A 13,587-nucleotide genomic window follows, 5' to 3' on the forward strand; every position below is an offset into this window, starting at 1 on the left:
GAACTGCGACTCTTGATGGCCGTCAGATAGCGGCGTCCTTACAATGAAATATGGCTATGGGCAAGCCCGACGGGTCATTTCGCCTCGATTTGGTGGACAGCATCGAGCATGGCTTGGTGGCGGGGGATGTAGTTGGGGGCGAGGTAGATACCAATCTTAGCCCACCAGTGGTAGTTTTGCTCATCTGGAAGAAAATACCGGTCATCGGAAAGATCATCCAGCTCCATGCAATTTTTTCGAACAAACGTTAAAATCTTTTCTTGCTTCCTTTTTCCAAAGGTATCTTCCCCGACGACTACCGCTAAATCTGGGGGCAGACCCGCTCGCGTAAGAAAGGAAGTGGAGAGTTCTATTTCTTGTTTGTCTGCGTAGACTTTCCGAAACGCCAACCAAACCAACAGCGCGCAATCTATCGGTTGGTCTTTATAACAGCGCAAGGCCATCTCGACCCGTAAAAGCACCCGCTTTAACTGCCGCATCGACAACCCGCTTTGGGGGGCTAGCTCCCCCGCCAAACGGGCGGCTCGTTCCACCGAAAACTCCTCATGCTCACCAAACGGAACGGCCAGCGGGAGGTTGCGAGCCAATCGCTCAACCGCCGCCGACAATACCGCATCGGTCATTGGCAGCGCCAGTCTCATGTCGACGAACTTTTCCAGGTATCGCTCGCCCTTTTCCATCTTACCAAAACGGTGCTCGGCAATGCGTTCGAGGTAATCCGCGTTGACCATCAAGACAAAAACATACCCCGGTTGATCAAAGACCAGTTTCATCGCCTCAAGCAGCGCCAAAGCATAGTCGGGGTGACAACGGTCAAGCTCATCAATCAAGATGATAACACGGCCGCCGTCGTCTTTGCCGGTCAACGCCTTCCGCAAAATCTCCAACTGTTTCGGAATGGTTTCACGGGCTTTTTCAGTTGCCAACTGTTTGGCAATGACTGCGCCTGCGGATTTGGTCAGAGCGTCGCCACCGTCCTTGATTGCGTCTTCCAAGGCCTCCCAACCCTCAACTTCGGCCAGCAAGGTCTCCTGTGCCTCTCCGATTAGCTCTTCTGCGCCTTCACGCAAAAGAAAACGTGGCCGGCCCGCAGCCCCATACGCCCATATTTGGACACAGCTACCAACGCTTTCTGTGCGTTCGTGGTTTCGTGTTTAGAGAGTTTGGCGGCCATCGCCCCCATAAAGGTTACAACCGGGTCACCGGAGTGATCCGAACGTTGCGCATCAAGCTCGATGACCACTTCGCCTCTGGCCGTTAACTCCCGTGCCCATGCTTGACGGAAAAAGGTCTTGCCGCGGCCAAATCCGGCCTCAATCGAGATCACCCTCCCTTCGTCAAAGGAGGTCACCAAATTTGTGAATGTCTTGCCAAAAGACCGGTAATCCAAAAGGTCGTCCAGCCATGGATCAACCGCCGCATCATCTTTCATCATTCACCCTGACACCCTTGAAACACCTACGAAAGCAACCAAAGAACCAGCCAAGGGTCAAGATTGGGCGCTAAAACTGCTGTGACCTTTGCACCTTCTGGAGTGATCGAAAAGGTGTCGGGGCTGGACCAGCTATTTGAGAAGGTTTAGACAACCGCAAGTGTAACAATGAATCTGCGACCCTTTTGCTTAGCACCCGCCAAAGCACCACAGACGCATCAATGGAGAAGCCCCCCATGTGCTTCATCGCGCCCTTGGTTGGTAGAACGTTAATGGCGGAATGCGGCGCGGCATTTGTTTACAAGGTAGATGGCGCGGTCAACGGAAGCCTGCGCGCCCGACCGGTTTCTGGAACTACGCTGTGCACGCGACCGACGCGGGCACCTCTGCCGAATAAAAATCAGCGGCTGAAACGGATTTTTGTTTAAGAAAAAGGTCAGACCAAGGTTTTTGGTCTGACCGATTTGGACCTTTTGGGTCAGGTGATTGGCGATTTAAGCGATTTCAGTGATGAAACCTTTGCTCGGCTTACGCACCTTCTTCATATTCACCAGCCAATCGGCGTCTTCTTGACGATAGCCCAATGGCAAAAGCGTGGTGGAGCGCAGCCCCTTTTCGCGCAGACCCAGAATTTCGTCGACCTTGTCAGGGTCAAACCCTTCCATTGGTGTGCTGTCGACCTCAAGCTCGGCCGCCGCGGCAAGGGCAAAACCCAGCGCGATATAAGCCTGACGGGCGGCGTGATTGTGATTCACGTCGGTGTCACGCGGCAGGTAGGTGTTTTTCAGGTTGTCGTAATACCCAGTTAGCATCTCGCTCTTGCCACGTTCGTCTTCCATCTGGTCAACAACCGCGTCGATCCGATCCGCTGTGTAATTGTCCCAGGCTGCAAAAACCAAAAGATGCGAGCCTTCGGTCACCTGTGCCTGATCCCAAGCGACCTTCTGAATCTCGGCGCGGATTTCAGGGTTAGTGACGACGAAAACTTCGAAGGGCTGTGTCCCCGATGAGGTCGGCGCGAGGCGAATGGCCTCTAGGATTTGATCGAGCTTGTCTTGGGGAACCGTTTTGCTCGGGTCCATTTTTTTGGTGGCATAGCGCCAGTTCAGTTTGTCCAGTAGCGACGTCATCGTCTTTTCATCCTTGGGGTGGTATCAATTTGTAACTGGCTATATAAACAGAACTAATGCCGGAACAAGAAGGCACAAATTTGTGCCCCGGTCACAAAAAGGGAACCACCCATGGCCGACGCCGCAAAATGCCCCGATTGCCAACGTATCAACGATGTCTTGTCGCGTGTCGGAGACCGTTGGAGCGTTCTAATCGTGATTTCATTGGCGCAATACGGAGTTTTGCGGTTCAACGAATTGAAACGTCATCTTGGGATTTCACAGCGGATGCTGAGCCTGACCTTGCGTGAGTTGGAACGCGACGGGCTGGTGAGCCGCACCCAATATCCGACCATCCCACCCAAGGTTGAATATGCGCTGACCCCGCTTGGGGAATCCTTCCGCGAACCGGTCAAGGCGATGGGATACTGGGCAATAGACAACCTAAAGAGCATCGATGCCGCCCGCGCCAAATTTGACGCCGAGGTCGAAGACCGGGCCAAGAGCGCCTAAGCCCCCCAAGCCTATCGGCCCAAACTACGAGGATTGGCCGCGTTTCTCGTCTATTGCGGTGATCGCGGTTTGCACAGCTTGATCAATGCTCAGATCCGAGGTGTCGATCAACACCGCATCCTGCGCCGGTTTCAACGGCGCATCGGCGCGGTTCATATCCCGGTCATCCCGCTCTTTGACGTCGGCCAAAACGGTGGCGAAATCATCCGCCAACCCCTTGTCTTGCAGCTCGGCAAAGCGACGCAGGGCGCGGGTTTCAGCAGAGGCGGTGACAAATAGTTTTGCTTCGGCATTGGGGCAAATCACCGTGCCAATATCGCGACCATCCAAAACAGCCCCCCCGGCCCGACGGGCAAAAGCGCGCTGAAAATCGACCAAAGCGGCCCGCACTTCGGGGATCGCCGCAACCTTTGACGCCGCTTGCGCGACCTCGGGCGTGCGCAGCAAATCACCCTGTTCCAAGTCCGCCGCCTCAAGCGCAAGTGCTGCGTCTATTGCCGGAACTCCGGCCAACAATTTGGCCCCTACGGCGCGGTACAACAGGCCCGTGTCGAGATGGGCAAAGCCAAAATGCGCCGCAACGGCCTTGGAAATTGTGCCCTTGCCCGCCGCCGCCGGTCCGTCGATTGCAATTGTAAACGCCATAAACTGCCTCTTATGCGCTCTGTTTTCGACGCGCGACTAGCCACAAAACCGCCAAAAGCACCAGTGAAATCAGAAACAAAACCGATTTGGTGATGGTGAATTCAGACGCAAGCGACACCATGTCGGCGGTCACCCCGTCGGACCCGGCGTGCAAAAGCCCGGCAACAAGGGCGTTTTCACCCAAATCCATGATCGCATACCCCGCCACCGGCAACACCAGTATCATGCGCGACCAAGGGTGCATCCACGCCGCACAGCGCATGGTCAGATGGCCAATCAACATGGCAAAGACCACCGGGAACACGGTATCGAGCGCCCGCATTTCAACCAAATAGGTGGCGCGGCCAACACTGTCGAGCGCATCAAGGTAGGTGCGCGCATCAAGCAGAGTATAGCCAAAAAACCGTTCGTCAAAGGTTGCCAAACCGTCGGCATGGGGTTTCAAAACTGTCGCCACCAACCAAATCATCACCCCGAACACCGATGCCGACAGGGCAGCAAGGATCGGAGCGGCGCGCATCATGACGCGGCTCCTGAACGCTCGATCGTAGCGCCCAAATCGCCCATCAGGCTTTCAAAGATTGGGAAAGAGGTGGCGATTGGTCCGCCATCATCAACCGACATCGGTTTTTGCGTGGCAAAGCCCAAGATCAGAAACGACATAGCGATGCGGTGGTCAAGCTGGCTTGCAGCGGTGGCGCCACCCGGCACATTGCCGTGACCAAGGCCATGAACTGTCCACCAATCCTCGCCCTCATCCACGCGAATACCGGCGGCGCGCAGCCCGATGGCCATGGCGTCGATCCGGTCGCTTTCCTTGACGCGGAGCTCTTTGACGCCGGGCATGTGGGTCTTGCCGCTCGCAAATGCCGCAACCACAGAGAGGATCGGATATTCGTCGATCATGCTTGCGGCGCGATCGGCAGGCACTTCGATCCCCTTGAGATCAGGAGAGAAGCGCGCGCGTAGATCGGCAACCGGTTCGCCGCCCTCTTCGCGCATGTTTTCAAAGGTCAGGTCTGCGCCCATATCCTGAAGGGTAAAGAACAATCCAGCGCGGGTTGGGTTCAGGCCGATATTGGGCACCAAGACATCCGAGCCTTCGGTGATGATCGCCGCACAGACCGGGAAGGCCGCCGAGCTGGGATCACGCGGAACAATGATGGTTTGCGGTTTGAACTCGGGCTGGCCCTGAAGGGTGATCACCCGCCCTTCATTGGTTTGCTCGGTGCTGATCGTCGCGCCAAATCCGGCCAACATCCGTTCGGAATGATCGCGGGTGGCTTCTTTTTCGATCACAACGGTTTCACCGGGTGCATTCAAGCCAGCCAATAATACGGCTGATTTCACCTGCGCCGAGGGGACCGGCGTCTCGTAACGGACCGGCATAGGTTGGGCAGCGCCCACAATTGTCATCGGCAAACGCCCACCTGCGCGGCCATAGGATTTAGTCCCAAACAACGCTAGCGGATCGGTTACGCGGGCCATTGGACGGCCATTCAGGCTCGCATCGCCAGTAAAGGTCGCGGTGATTGGTGAGGTCGCCATCGCCCCCATGATCAGACGCACACCAGTTCCGGAGTTGCCACAATCAATCACGTTCTCCGGCTCGGCAAAACCTCCGACCCCAACGCCATTGATATACCATGTGCCATCGCGCTTTTCGATGTCGGCCCCAAAGGCCTGCATCGCCTTGGCGGTGTCCAAAACGTCCTGCCCTTCGAGCAATCCGGTGACCTTGGTTTCGCCAACGGTCATCGCACCCAAGATCAGCGACCGGTGCGAAATCGATTTGTCACCCGGCACATGCGCCTCACCCATCAAAGGGCCAGAGGCGCGAGAGGTCATCGGGATCGGGTCACCGTGGCTGGACATAGGTAATATTCTTTCCTGTTAGCGGTCGCGGGAGTGATAAAACATGCCCCGCGCACTGTCCATGCGTCACGAAACACGCCTTTGGTTTCTTCTTTCCCAAAATATCCCGGAGAGTCTCAGCCTCGCTGAGACGGGGCAGCGCCCCCTGCCCGCTTAAATCTTACGAAAGGTCATGTAATGGGGCACGCGGCCTTCGCGGAGCGCTTTTTGCTCATAGCGGGTCGAAATCCAATCCCCCCACGGGTCGCGCCAATCGCTTGGCCCTTCCGCCAACCATTCAAAACCTGCCTTGGGCACTTCGATCATGGTTTGGCGCACATAGTCGGGAATGTCGGTGGCGACACGAAACTCTGCCCCCGGTTTAAGCGCCCGCACCAAAGGGTCGAGATATTCTGGCGTCACGGCACGACGACGATGGTGGCGTTTTTTCGGCCAAGGATCGGGATAGAGCAAAAACGCCTTGTCGAGCGATTGCGCAGGCAGCACGTCAAACAGGTTGCGGACATCGCCGGGATGCACCTTGAGGTTCGTCGCGCCAGATTGACGGATTTTGCCAAGCAACATGGCAACCCCGTTGATATAAGGCTCACATCCGATGATGCCGACATCGGGGTTGTTCACCGCCTGATGCACCATGTGTTCGCCACCCCCAAAGCCGATTTCCAGCCAAACCGGTTTGCCGTCAAACATCGCCTTTGTGTCAAGCGGCGTACGTTCGGGGTTGTCGTCCCAGTCGATCGCACCGGGCGACAAAGCCGCGAGATCTTCGTCAAGGTAGGCCTCTTGTGACTGTTTCAGGGTCTTGCCCTTGATACGTCCATAGAAGTTGCGCCACGGCGCGCCGGGATGTTTGTTTGATGTGGTCATGGCGGCGCTTTTATCAGAGCGGGCGCGCATGGCAATCTTTCAGAGCCCCGTGTAGGCGCGTTATCCGACAAATTCCGCCCGTTTGGCCCGCATGAACGGCACAAGCATCTCGCGAAAGGCGGTGACCCGCGCCGAGGGCCAGACGTCAGGGTGCCCAACAACCCAGATATCGGCATAGGGCTGGGGCGGCAGGATCGGCAGCTGCACAAGCCCCGGCAAAGCCCGCCCCAAAAACACCGGCATGCGCACCACGCCAAGCCCGGCTTGCGCGGCCCCGGCCATGGCCACCATATCGTCAAAGCGAAAACAAATTCGCGATCCCGGCGCGGCCTCTAACACCATTTCAGGAAGCGATTTGTGGGCGGCGTAAACGATCCAATCCATGGGGCCTTGCGGGTTGCTGCGGTAGCGGTCTGCCCACTCCTGCGTTGCAAAGCTTGCGGTTTCCTGCTCCGCGAGGCGCAGGCCCGTTAGGCTATCCCCCGGACTGCGGCTCACACGGATGGCCAAATCGGCCTCGCGCCGGGTGAGATCAAGCACATCATTGGTGGCGCGAATTTGCAAGTCGACCGCCGGGTGCGCCGTTTGAAATTGTTTAAGAACGGGCGCAAAGACATAGGCGATCATGAGTTGCGGCGCGGTGACGGTTAGCTTGCCCTGCAAACGCGTGTCACCGCCAGTCAACCCGCGCATCATATCATGTTCGGCGGCTTGCATTTGTTCGGCATGTTTGGCCACCAAAAGCCCGGCTTCGGTTGGCTGATACCCGTCAGGTTGGCGGATAAACAGACCTTGCTGCAACTGCGTTTCAAGCCGAGTCACACGCCGCGCAACGGTGGTGTAGCTAATCCCCAAGACTTTGGCGGCCTCGGCCAATGAGCGGCGCTGGACCAGCACCATAACAGTTTTCAAATCATCCCAATGTGCATCCATACGTGCCTTTTCGCATGAAGAATATGCAAAAGCACTCGTTTTCGCACGCTGCGGCGGGGCCTACATCAGGCCCACCTCAGGAAACAGGACATCACAATGATCTATGCGTTTGTACAACTCACCATCACCGATCAAGACAGCTTTGACGCCTATGCCGAACAAGCCGGTGCCGCGCTAGCGAAATATGGGGCCAAGCCCGAAGCGATGAGCGCGACACCAACCCGGCTTGAGGGCGATACCCCAGCACCGGGACGCGCCGTTTTGTTATCGTTCCCCGATCGCGAGGCCGCGATGGGTTGGATCAACGATCCGGAATTAGAGGCGATCCATAGTTTGCGACGTGCATCCGGCCCCTGTGAAATCACGTTGATCGGATGAAAAAGGGCGCAGGTCGTGAAACCTGCGCCCAAATTCCGTGCACGGAATTTGCAAATCTTTTACAAAAGATTTGGGGTCACACCGCCTTGCGCAGTGCGTCCACCAAATCGGTCCGCTCCCAGCTAAAGCCGCCATCGGCTTCTGGAGCGCGCCCAAAATGGCCATAGGCTGCGGTCCGCTGATAAATTGGCTTGTTCAGCTCAAGATGGGTACGGATGCCGCGCGGAGTCAGGTCAATCACCTTTGGGATCGCCGCTTCAATATCGCGGGCCTCGACGTCACCGGTGCCGTGGGTGTCGACATAGATCGACAGAGGCTTGGCCACACCAATCGCATAAGACAATTGCACGGTACAGCGATCCGCCATCCCCGCCGCAACAACGTTTTTGGCCAAATATCGCGCAACATAGGCGGCCGAGCGGTCAACCTTGGTCGGATCTTTGCCCGAAAACGCACCGCCGCCATGCGGGGCCGCGCCGCCGTAGGTGTCGACAATAATCTTGCGCCCGGTCAGACCCGCGTCGCCATCTGGACCACCGATCACAAACTTGCCCGTCGGGTTCACGTGCCATTCGGTGGCATCGGTCAGCCAACCATCAGGCAGCGTTTCGCGAATATAGGGTTCGACAATGGCGCGAATATCGCTGGAGCTCAGGGTCTCGTCCAAGTGCTGGGTCGAGAGAACAAGCGAGCTGATGCCAACGGGCTTGCCGTTTTCATAGTTCACGGACAGCTGCGATTTCGCATCCGGGCCAAGCGCAGGCTCGATCCCGTTTTTACGCACCTCGGCCAAACGGCGCAGGATCGCGTGGCTATATTGGATCGGCGCGGGCATGAGGGCGTCGGTTTCGTTGGTTGCGTAACCAAACATGATCCCCTGATCCCCGGCGCCTTCGTCGCCTTGCTCGCCCGTTACGCCCTGCGCGATATGCGCAGATTGTTCGTGCAAGAGATTGGTGATTTCGACAGTTTCATGGTGAAACTTGTCCTGCTCATAGCCGATATCTTTGATACAGGCGCGGGCAATCGCATCGATTTTGCCCATATAGTCGTGTAGTTTTTCCTGATCGGTCAATCCGACTTCGCCACCGATAACCACACGATTGGTTGTGGCAAAGGTTTCACACGCAACGCGTGCCAGCGGATCTTCGGCAATAAGAGCATCAAGAACAGCGTCTGAAATGCGGTCACAAACCTTGTCAGGGTGGCCTTCGGATACGGATTCCGAAGTGAAAGTGTAGTTCTGTCGGGACATGAGTGCTCCATTGGTTAAACGCCGTCACGCCAGGAAGCCGTTGTGACAGGTTGAGATAAAGACCCGCCTAGGCGGGGCCACGACAAAGGTCAATCGGTTTTGCGCAACCTCGGCCTGAATAGGCCGATACACAAGACGATTAATAAGATAAGTGTCGGTAAATCCCCGAAGCGTGAATAAACCGTTACCCGTAAGGGCGCTGGCAAAGGCGCATCAACTTTGCCCGCAACACCCAAATCAAGGTCTGCAACGATACGCCCTGCCCCATCAATCACCGCCGAAACCCCGGTATTGGCGGCACGCAGCATCGGCAGCCCCTGTTCGATGGCGCGAATGCGCGCTTGGGCAAGGTGTTGATAGGGGCCGGACCATTTGCCAAACCACGCATCATTTGTGATCTGCAAAAGGAAGTCCGGGCGTGACGGGCTGCGGTAGACGTCTTGGGGAAACACCGCTTCGTAGCAGATCAGCGGCAGCGCCAAACCAAGTTTGCCCATTTCAAGCAATGTCGGCCCCGGACCCGGTGTATAGCCGCCATCCGCGCGCGCCGCGAGACCGGCAATATTCCAGCGTTTGAACACCGCCGCCGCGGGCATGTATTCACCAAACGGCACCAAATGGTGCTTGTCATAAACCTGGGCCAGCTGACCCTCGCCATTCAAAAGCGCCAGAGAATTGAAATAGGTTCCTTCCCCACCGCGTTGTAGGCCAACGACGACCTGTGCACCTGCGGCGGCATCAGCAACCATGCCAAGCGCGTCATCCGCGCGTTCCAACATCACCGGCAGTGCCGTTTCCGGCCAAACGATCAGCGCGGGCTTTTGCCCGCCCTCAATCGCGGAGGCCTCGGTCAATTTGAGTTGGCGTTCAAAAAACACCGGGATCATGCGAGGATCCCATTTTTCGTGCTGTTCGGCATTTGGCTGAATAAGACGGACATAGGGTCGGTCGCTCAGGTCTTGCATGGGCGGGCTGAGCAACCAGCCGCCGCCAAACAATACCGTGACTGTCACGGCTGCCCCACCCGCCAAAAGCCTCTGGTTGCTGGTTGACCGGATCGCCCCGACCATCATTGCAGCAAGGGAGAGGAGCGCGAATGTCAGCCCATGAGGGCCAAACACCGACACCCATTGCATAGCCGGCGTTGGCATGAGGACATAGCTTAGCAAGGCCCATGGAAAACCAGTGAAGACGTAGGCGCGGGCCAGTTCAGCGGCGCTCCACGTCAGAACCAGAGCAATGGCCGGTGAGCGGGCGTTGTGACCCGCCAACCAAAATGCCAGCGCCCAAAAGAGCGCCAGCCCCCCTGACATGCCCAACAAGGCAAAGGGTGCCATCCAGCCAGTGGCCGCCGCGTCGACCATGAAGGGTTCGACGATCCAGCCAAGCGCAACACCGAAATAGCCAAGGCCGACGCCCCAGCCGGTGCCGACCGCAAAAAGACCAACCGGCGCGGCGCGAAACAACCAAAACGCAGAGCAAAGCCCGGCCAACCCAAGATACCAAAGGTCATAGGGCGCAAGCCCCAACGCCATAAGCGCACCCGCCGCAATGGCCAGCGGCAAGCGTATCCAACGGATCAGCGGCGGGGTGGCCACCTGCGTCTTAGTCGGCATGCGCATTCCCGGCTTTGGGGGCCGAAACTGGGGGCTTGGGAGCGGTGACAGAGGCGCGCGCGACACCGGGCAAGCGAACGCGCAGACGTTTGATCCGGCGCGGATCGGCATCGACCACTTCGAAATCTAGCCCCGCTGGGTGCGGAACGATTTCGCCCCGCGTCGGCACATGGCCCGCCAGCATAAAGACCAACCCGCCCAGCGTGTCGATCTCTTCGGCATCAATATCGTCGTGATCGGTGAGCTGCATACTCAGCTCGGCCTCAAACTCCTCTAACGGAGTTTTCGACAGAGCAAGGTAGCAACCGGGCCGTTCCTTGGTCCAGTATTGCCCCTCATCGGTGTCGTGTTCATCCTCAATCTCACCGATGACCTGTTCGATCAGGTCCTCGATCGTGACGAGACCGTCAACACCGCCGTATTCATCTATGACCAAGGCCATATGCCGCCGTTCTGTCTGCATCTTGGTAAGCAGAACGCCAATCGGCATCGACGGAGGCACAAAGAGCAGCGGGCGCAGCATTTTCTTGAGGTCAAAACTGCCACCTGCGCCATTGAACCCTTGGCTTAGGGCAAAATCCTTGAGGTGGGCCATGCCAATCGGGGTGTCGAGCGTCCCGTCATAGACAGGCAAACGGGTCAGACCCGATTCGCGAAACACGCTCACCAATTCCTCTTTGGTGATGGTGTTTTGCACCGCAACGATGTCGGCTTTGGGTATCGCAACGTCTTCGACCCGCATCCGGGACAGGTTGCCCAAACCAAGCGTCGGAGGTTGGTACACGGTTCGCAAGGGTTTGACAGGCTGTGGATCTTCCACATTCTGCGCACCGCCTAACCGGCCAAAAAGCTTGTGGAAAAAGCCACCTTCGCTCTGTTTCTTATTCAATTGTGTCATCTCACGCGCGCTTTGCGCTGCGTTAGACGAGCCGTCTGTTTCGCCCATCAATCCATACCAATCATAGGCCGGCTGGCCCTGTATCCCCTCTATATGGGTCGGGCAGACCGAGTTTGCCAAGTATTTCAACCTCTAACTGTTCCATAAGCGTGGCATCTTCGTCACGGATATGATCATACCCCAACAAATGTAACACGCCATGAACAAGCAAGTGAGTGACGTGATCGGCCATGGGTTTGCCCTGTTCCTGCGCTTCGCGCTGACAGGTTTCAAAGGCAATGGCAATATCACCGAGCTCTTCGGCCTCGGGCGCGAGCGGAGACTCGCCGGGCGTTTCGGCGGACAGGTCCTCATACGGCCAAGAGAGAACGTTCGTCGCGCGCGGCTTGTCGCGAAAATCTGTGTTCAACTCCTTGATACGGCTGTCATCACATCCCATGACCACCACTTCGTGGCTATCAGGATCAAGTGAAAGCCGGGCAAACACCCCCTGTTCGGCCTGTTCGGCCAGCGCAATGAGATCGACCTCTTGCCAACGCGGGTCTTCTAAAACCGTATCAGTTGTCATGCGGATAGATGCGAGGGCAAGCCCCCGCCCCCCCGGAATTTGTCGGGCAAGACGAAATGCCCATCAGGATTTGGCGTCTTCTTCATAGGCTTCGATAATCGCGGCCACGAGCGGATGGCGCACAACATCTTTGGCGGTGAAATAGTTGAACGAAATCTCGGGGATACGATCAAGGAGACGTTCTGCATCTGCAAGGCCCGAGGGCATACCGCGCGGCAAATCGATTTGGGTGCGGTCGCCGGTGATGACCATCCGCGACCCTTCGCCCAGACGGGTCAGGAACATTTTCATCTGCATCGAGGTGGCGTTTTGCGCCTCATCCAGCACCACAAAGGCGTTGGACAATGTCCGACCGCGCATAAAGGCCAAGGGCGCGATTTCGATGGTTTTCTCTTCCATCATTTTCGCCAGTTGCTTGCCCGGCACAAAGTCGTTCAGCGCGTCATAAAGCGGCTGCATGTAAGGATCGACCTTGTCCTTCATGTCACCGGGTAGATAGCCAAGCTTTTCGCCCGCTTCGACCGCCGGCCGCGACAGGATGATTTTATCAACGGCCCCGGTGATCAACATGTTCACCCCAACCGCAACCGCGAGATAGGTTTTCCCGGTCCCCGCTGGGCCAATGCCAAAGGCCAGTTCTTTTTCGAACAGCGATTTCACATAGGTCTTTTGCGCGTCTGTTCGTGGCTCGATAAGCTTTTTGCGCGTCTTAATCTCAACCTTTTCACCGATGGACATTTCCATCTGGCTATCAGGGCCTGGTTCTTCGCTCATCCGAAATTCGCGGTCGATGTCGCTATGGCTCACCTCACGCCCCTGTTCGAGCCGATCATAAAGAGAGCGCAGCACCTCAGTTGCCTCAGCCTGAGCTTCGGGCACACCGTGGATGGCAAGCTGATTGCCGCGACGCAGGATTTGCACCCCGGTACGCGCCTCGATGTCAGTCAGGTTGCGGTCATATTCCCCACAAAGTTCGATCAACAAACGGTTGTCGGGAAATTCAAGAACAGCTTCGGTCAATGGGCCAGTGGTCACGCATGTCTCCTGCGCCAAAATACATAGATATGGTGCCAAGCCACGCGCCGATGCGCAAGTGTCGTAGTTCATTCTTCTGGGGATAGAATCAAAAACGGCCACGCATTACGCTGCGCGGCCGTTTTGTAGGATGGAGTATCCAGATTTTAGCGCGGGTCACCAATGATAGATGTCGACCCTTGCTTGAAGTTGCCGGTAGCAACCGTTGGAGGCGCGGTACCGGAGCAAACAGGCTTGCCATATTTGTCGAGACGCGCCGACAGGTAACCCTCGACGCCATCGTCGATGATCCAGTGATCACAGCCGTTTGGATCAACCCAGATACCCGCATGCATGGTGCTTAGGTCATCTTTGTCAAACAGGCCACGGTCGAGGCTTTTGTCCGGTCCGATCGGGGTACAGCCCGCCAAGAAGGCAGCGGCAACACCGGTCACAAGGGCCAATTTCGTCAGTTTCATAGTGT

The 13,587-nt window shown here is 57.0% G+C and carries 16 protein-coding genes and 1 riboswitch; of the genes, 2 read left to right on the forward strand and 14 right to left on the reverse strand.

Annotated elements, in window-relative coordinates:
• Window positions 1–74: 74 nt before the first annotated feature.
• The 3 genes from Q1A43_RS15565 to Q1A43_RS15575 form a co-directional block, all read right to left on the reverse strand.
• The gene (locus tag Q1A43_RS15565) at window positions 75–926 is read right to left on the reverse strand and encodes a P-loop NTPase fold protein (RefSeq protein WP_299936671.1); all 852 of its coding nucleotides are present in this window, start codon (window positions 924–926) and stop codon (window positions 75–77) included.
• Between the two features lie 119 nt (window positions 927–1,045).
• Complete coding sequence (locus tag Q1A43_RS15570; protein ID WP_299936673.1) at window positions 1,046–1,435, reverse strand: P-loop NTPase fold protein; 390 nt, start codon at window positions 1,433–1,435, stop codon at window positions 1,046–1,048.
• A gap of 491 nt (window positions 1,436–1,926) precedes the next feature.
• A complete protein-coding gene (locus Q1A43_RS15575; protein WP_299922774.1) occupies window positions 1,927–2,562 on the reverse strand; it encodes an NAD(P)H-dependent oxidoreductase in 636 nt (211 codons plus the stop codon).
• Between the two features lie 111 nt (window positions 2,563–2,673).
• Between Q1A43_RS15575 and Q1A43_RS15580 the strand changes: the two genes are divergently transcribed.
• On the forward strand, window positions 2,674–3,054 hold the full coding sequence (locus tag Q1A43_RS15580) for a helix-turn-helix domain-containing protein (protein ID WP_299922772.1): 381 nt from the start codon (window positions 2,674–2,676) through the stop codon (window positions 3,052–3,054).
• 24 nt (window positions 3,055–3,078) lie between these two features.
• On the opposite strand, the gene cmk is transcribed toward Q1A43_RS15580, so the two are convergent.
• The 5 genes from cmk to Q1A43_RS15605 all read right to left on the reverse strand — a co-directional run bounded on the left by cmk (window position 3,079) and on the right by Q1A43_RS15605 (window position 7,374).
• Window positions 3,079–3,699 carry a (d)CMP kinase gene (cmk, locus tag Q1A43_RS15585; RefSeq protein ID WP_299936675.1) on the reverse strand — a complete coding sequence of 207 codons (621 nt, stop codon included), beginning with the start codon at window positions 3,697–3,699 and terminating at the stop codon, window positions 3,079–3,081.
• A gap of 10 nt (window positions 3,700–3,709) precedes the next feature.
• Complete coding sequence (locus tag Q1A43_RS15590; protein WP_299922770.1) at window positions 3,710–4,222, reverse strand: hypothetical protein; 513 nt, start codon at window positions 4,220–4,222, stop codon at window positions 3,710–3,712.
• Window positions 4,219–5,574, reverse strand: coding sequence for a 3-phosphoshikimate 1-carboxyvinyltransferase (gene aroA / locus Q1A43_RS15595; protein ID WP_299936677.1), 1,356 nt, complete (start codon window positions 5,572–5,574; stop codon window positions 4,219–4,221). The genes Q1A43_RS15590 and aroA overlap by 4 nt, the downstream gene beginning before the upstream one ends.
• A gap of 153 nt (window positions 5,575–5,727) precedes the next feature.
• On the reverse strand, window positions 5,728–6,441 hold the full coding sequence (locus tag Q1A43_RS15600; protein ID WP_299936679.1) for a tRNA (guanosine(46)-N(7))-methyltransferase TrmB: 714 nt from the start codon (window positions 6,439–6,441) through the stop codon (window positions 5,728–5,730).
• A 60-nt stretch (window positions 6,442–6,501) separates the two neighbouring features.
• Window positions 6,502–7,374 carry a LysR family transcriptional regulator gene (locus tag Q1A43_RS15605; protein WP_299936682.1) on the reverse strand — a complete coding sequence of 291 codons (873 nt, stop codon included), beginning with the start codon at window positions 7,372–7,374 and terminating at the stop codon, window positions 6,502–6,504.
• A 96-nt stretch (window positions 7,375–7,470) separates the two neighbouring features.
• Here Q1A43_RS15605 and Q1A43_RS15610 point away from each other — a divergent pair, with 96 nt between their 5' ends.
• Complete coding sequence (locus tag Q1A43_RS15610; protein WP_299936684.1) at window positions 7,471–7,752, forward strand: DUF1330 domain-containing protein; 282 nt, start codon at window positions 7,471–7,473, stop codon at window positions 7,750–7,752.
• A gap of 76 nt (window positions 7,753–7,828) precedes the next feature.
• On the opposite strand, the gene metK is transcribed toward Q1A43_RS15610, so the two are convergent.
• From metK to Q1A43_RS15640, 6 genes are all read right to left on the reverse strand, one after another.
• Entirely contained in the window at window positions 7,829–9,007 is a 1,179-nt protein-coding gene (gene metK, locus Q1A43_RS15615; protein WP_299922763.1) for a methionine adenosyltransferase, read from the reverse strand.
• 3 nt (window positions 9,008–9,010) lie between these two features.
• Window positions 9,011–9,059: riboswitch (SAM-SAH riboswitch) on the reverse strand.
• Window positions 9,060–9,096: 37 nt separating this feature from the next.
• Window positions 9,097–10,623 (reverse strand): apolipoprotein N-acyltransferase, encoded by a 1,527-nt coding sequence (gene lnt / locus Q1A43_RS15620; protein ID WP_299936687.1) that lies wholly within the window; start codon window positions 10,621–10,623, stop codon window positions 9,097–9,099.
• Complete coding sequence (locus tag Q1A43_RS15625; protein WP_299922760.1) at window positions 10,613–11,569, reverse strand: hemolysin family protein; 957 nt, start codon at window positions 11,567–11,569, stop codon at window positions 10,613–10,615. Before Q1A43_RS15625 ends, lnt begins: the two co-directional genes overlap by 11 nt.
• 13 nt (window positions 11,570–11,582) lie before the next feature.
• Complete coding sequence (gene ybeY, locus Q1A43_RS15630; protein ID WP_299936689.1) at window positions 11,583–12,089, reverse strand: rRNA maturation RNase YbeY; 507 nt, start codon at window positions 12,087–12,089, stop codon at window positions 11,583–11,585.
• 63 nt (window positions 12,090–12,152) lie between these two features.
• Window positions 12,153–13,124 (reverse strand): PhoH family protein, encoded by a 972-nt coding sequence (locus Q1A43_RS15635; RefSeq protein ID WP_299922757.1) that lies wholly within the window; start codon window positions 13,122–13,124, stop codon window positions 12,153–12,155.
• Window positions 13,125–13,270: 146 nt separating this feature from the next.
• Entirely contained in the window at window positions 13,271–13,582 is a 312-nt protein-coding gene (locus Q1A43_RS15640) for a hypothetical protein (RefSeq protein WP_299922755.1), read from the reverse strand.
• Window positions 13,583–13,587: the final 5 nt, after the last annotated feature.

The organism is uncultured Pelagimonas sp., assembly GCF_947498515.1.
GTDB lineage: Bacteria > Pseudomonadota > Alphaproteobacteria > Rhodobacterales > Rhodobacteraceae > Pelagimonas.

Coding starts and splice junctions, on each gene's coding strand:
- Q1A43_RS15570 (WP_299936673.1), bottom strand. CDS start 1,435: ATGATGAAAGATGATGCGGCGGTTGATCCATGGCTGGACGACCTTTTG.
- lnt (WP_299936687.1), bottom strand. CDS start 10,623: ATGCCGACTAAGACGCAGGTGGCCACCCCGCCGCTGATCCGTTGGATA.
- Q1A43_RS15640 (WP_299922755.1), bottom strand. CDS start 13,582: ATGAAACTGACGAAATTGGCCCTTGTGACCGGTGTTGCCGCTGCCTTC.
- Q1A43_RS15600 (WP_299936679.1), bottom strand. CDS start 6,441: ATGACCACATCAAACAAACATCCCGGCGCGCCGTGGCGCAACTTCTAT.
- Q1A43_RS15575 (WP_299922774.1), bottom strand. CDS start 2,562: ATGACGTCGCTACTGGACAAACTGAACTGGCGCTATGCCACCAAAAAA.
- metK (WP_299922763.1), bottom strand. CDS start 9,007: ATGTCCCGACAGAACTACACTTTCACTTCGGAATCCGTATCCGAAGGC.
- ybeY (WP_299936689.1), bottom strand. CDS start 12,089: ATGACAACTGATACGGTTTTAGAAGACCCGCGTTGGCAAGAGGTCGAT.
- aroA (WP_299936677.1), bottom strand. CDS start 5,574: ATGTCCAGCCACGGTGACCCGATCCCGATGACCTCTCGCGCCTCTGGC.
- Q1A43_RS15610 (WP_299936684.1), top strand. CDS start 7,471: ATGATCTATGCGTTTGTACAACTCACCATCACCGATCAAGACAGCTTT.
- Q1A43_RS15590 (WP_299922770.1), bottom strand. CDS start 4,222: ATGATGCGCGCCGCTCCGATCCTTGCTGCCCTGTCGGCATCGGTGTTC.
- cmk (WP_299936675.1), bottom strand. CDS start 3,699: ATGGCGTTTACAATTGCAATCGACGGACCGGCGGCGGCGGGCAAGGGC.
- Q1A43_RS15625 (WP_299922760.1), bottom strand. CDS start 11,569: ATGGGCGAAACAGACGGCTCGTCTAACGCAGCGCAAAGCGCGCGTGAG.
- Q1A43_RS15605 (WP_299936682.1), bottom strand. CDS start 7,374: ATGGATGCACATTGGGATGATTTGAAAACTGTTATGGTGCTGGTCCAG.
- Q1A43_RS15580 (WP_299922772.1), top strand. CDS start 2,674: ATGGCCGACGCCGCAAAATGCCCCGATTGCCAACGTATCAACGATGTC.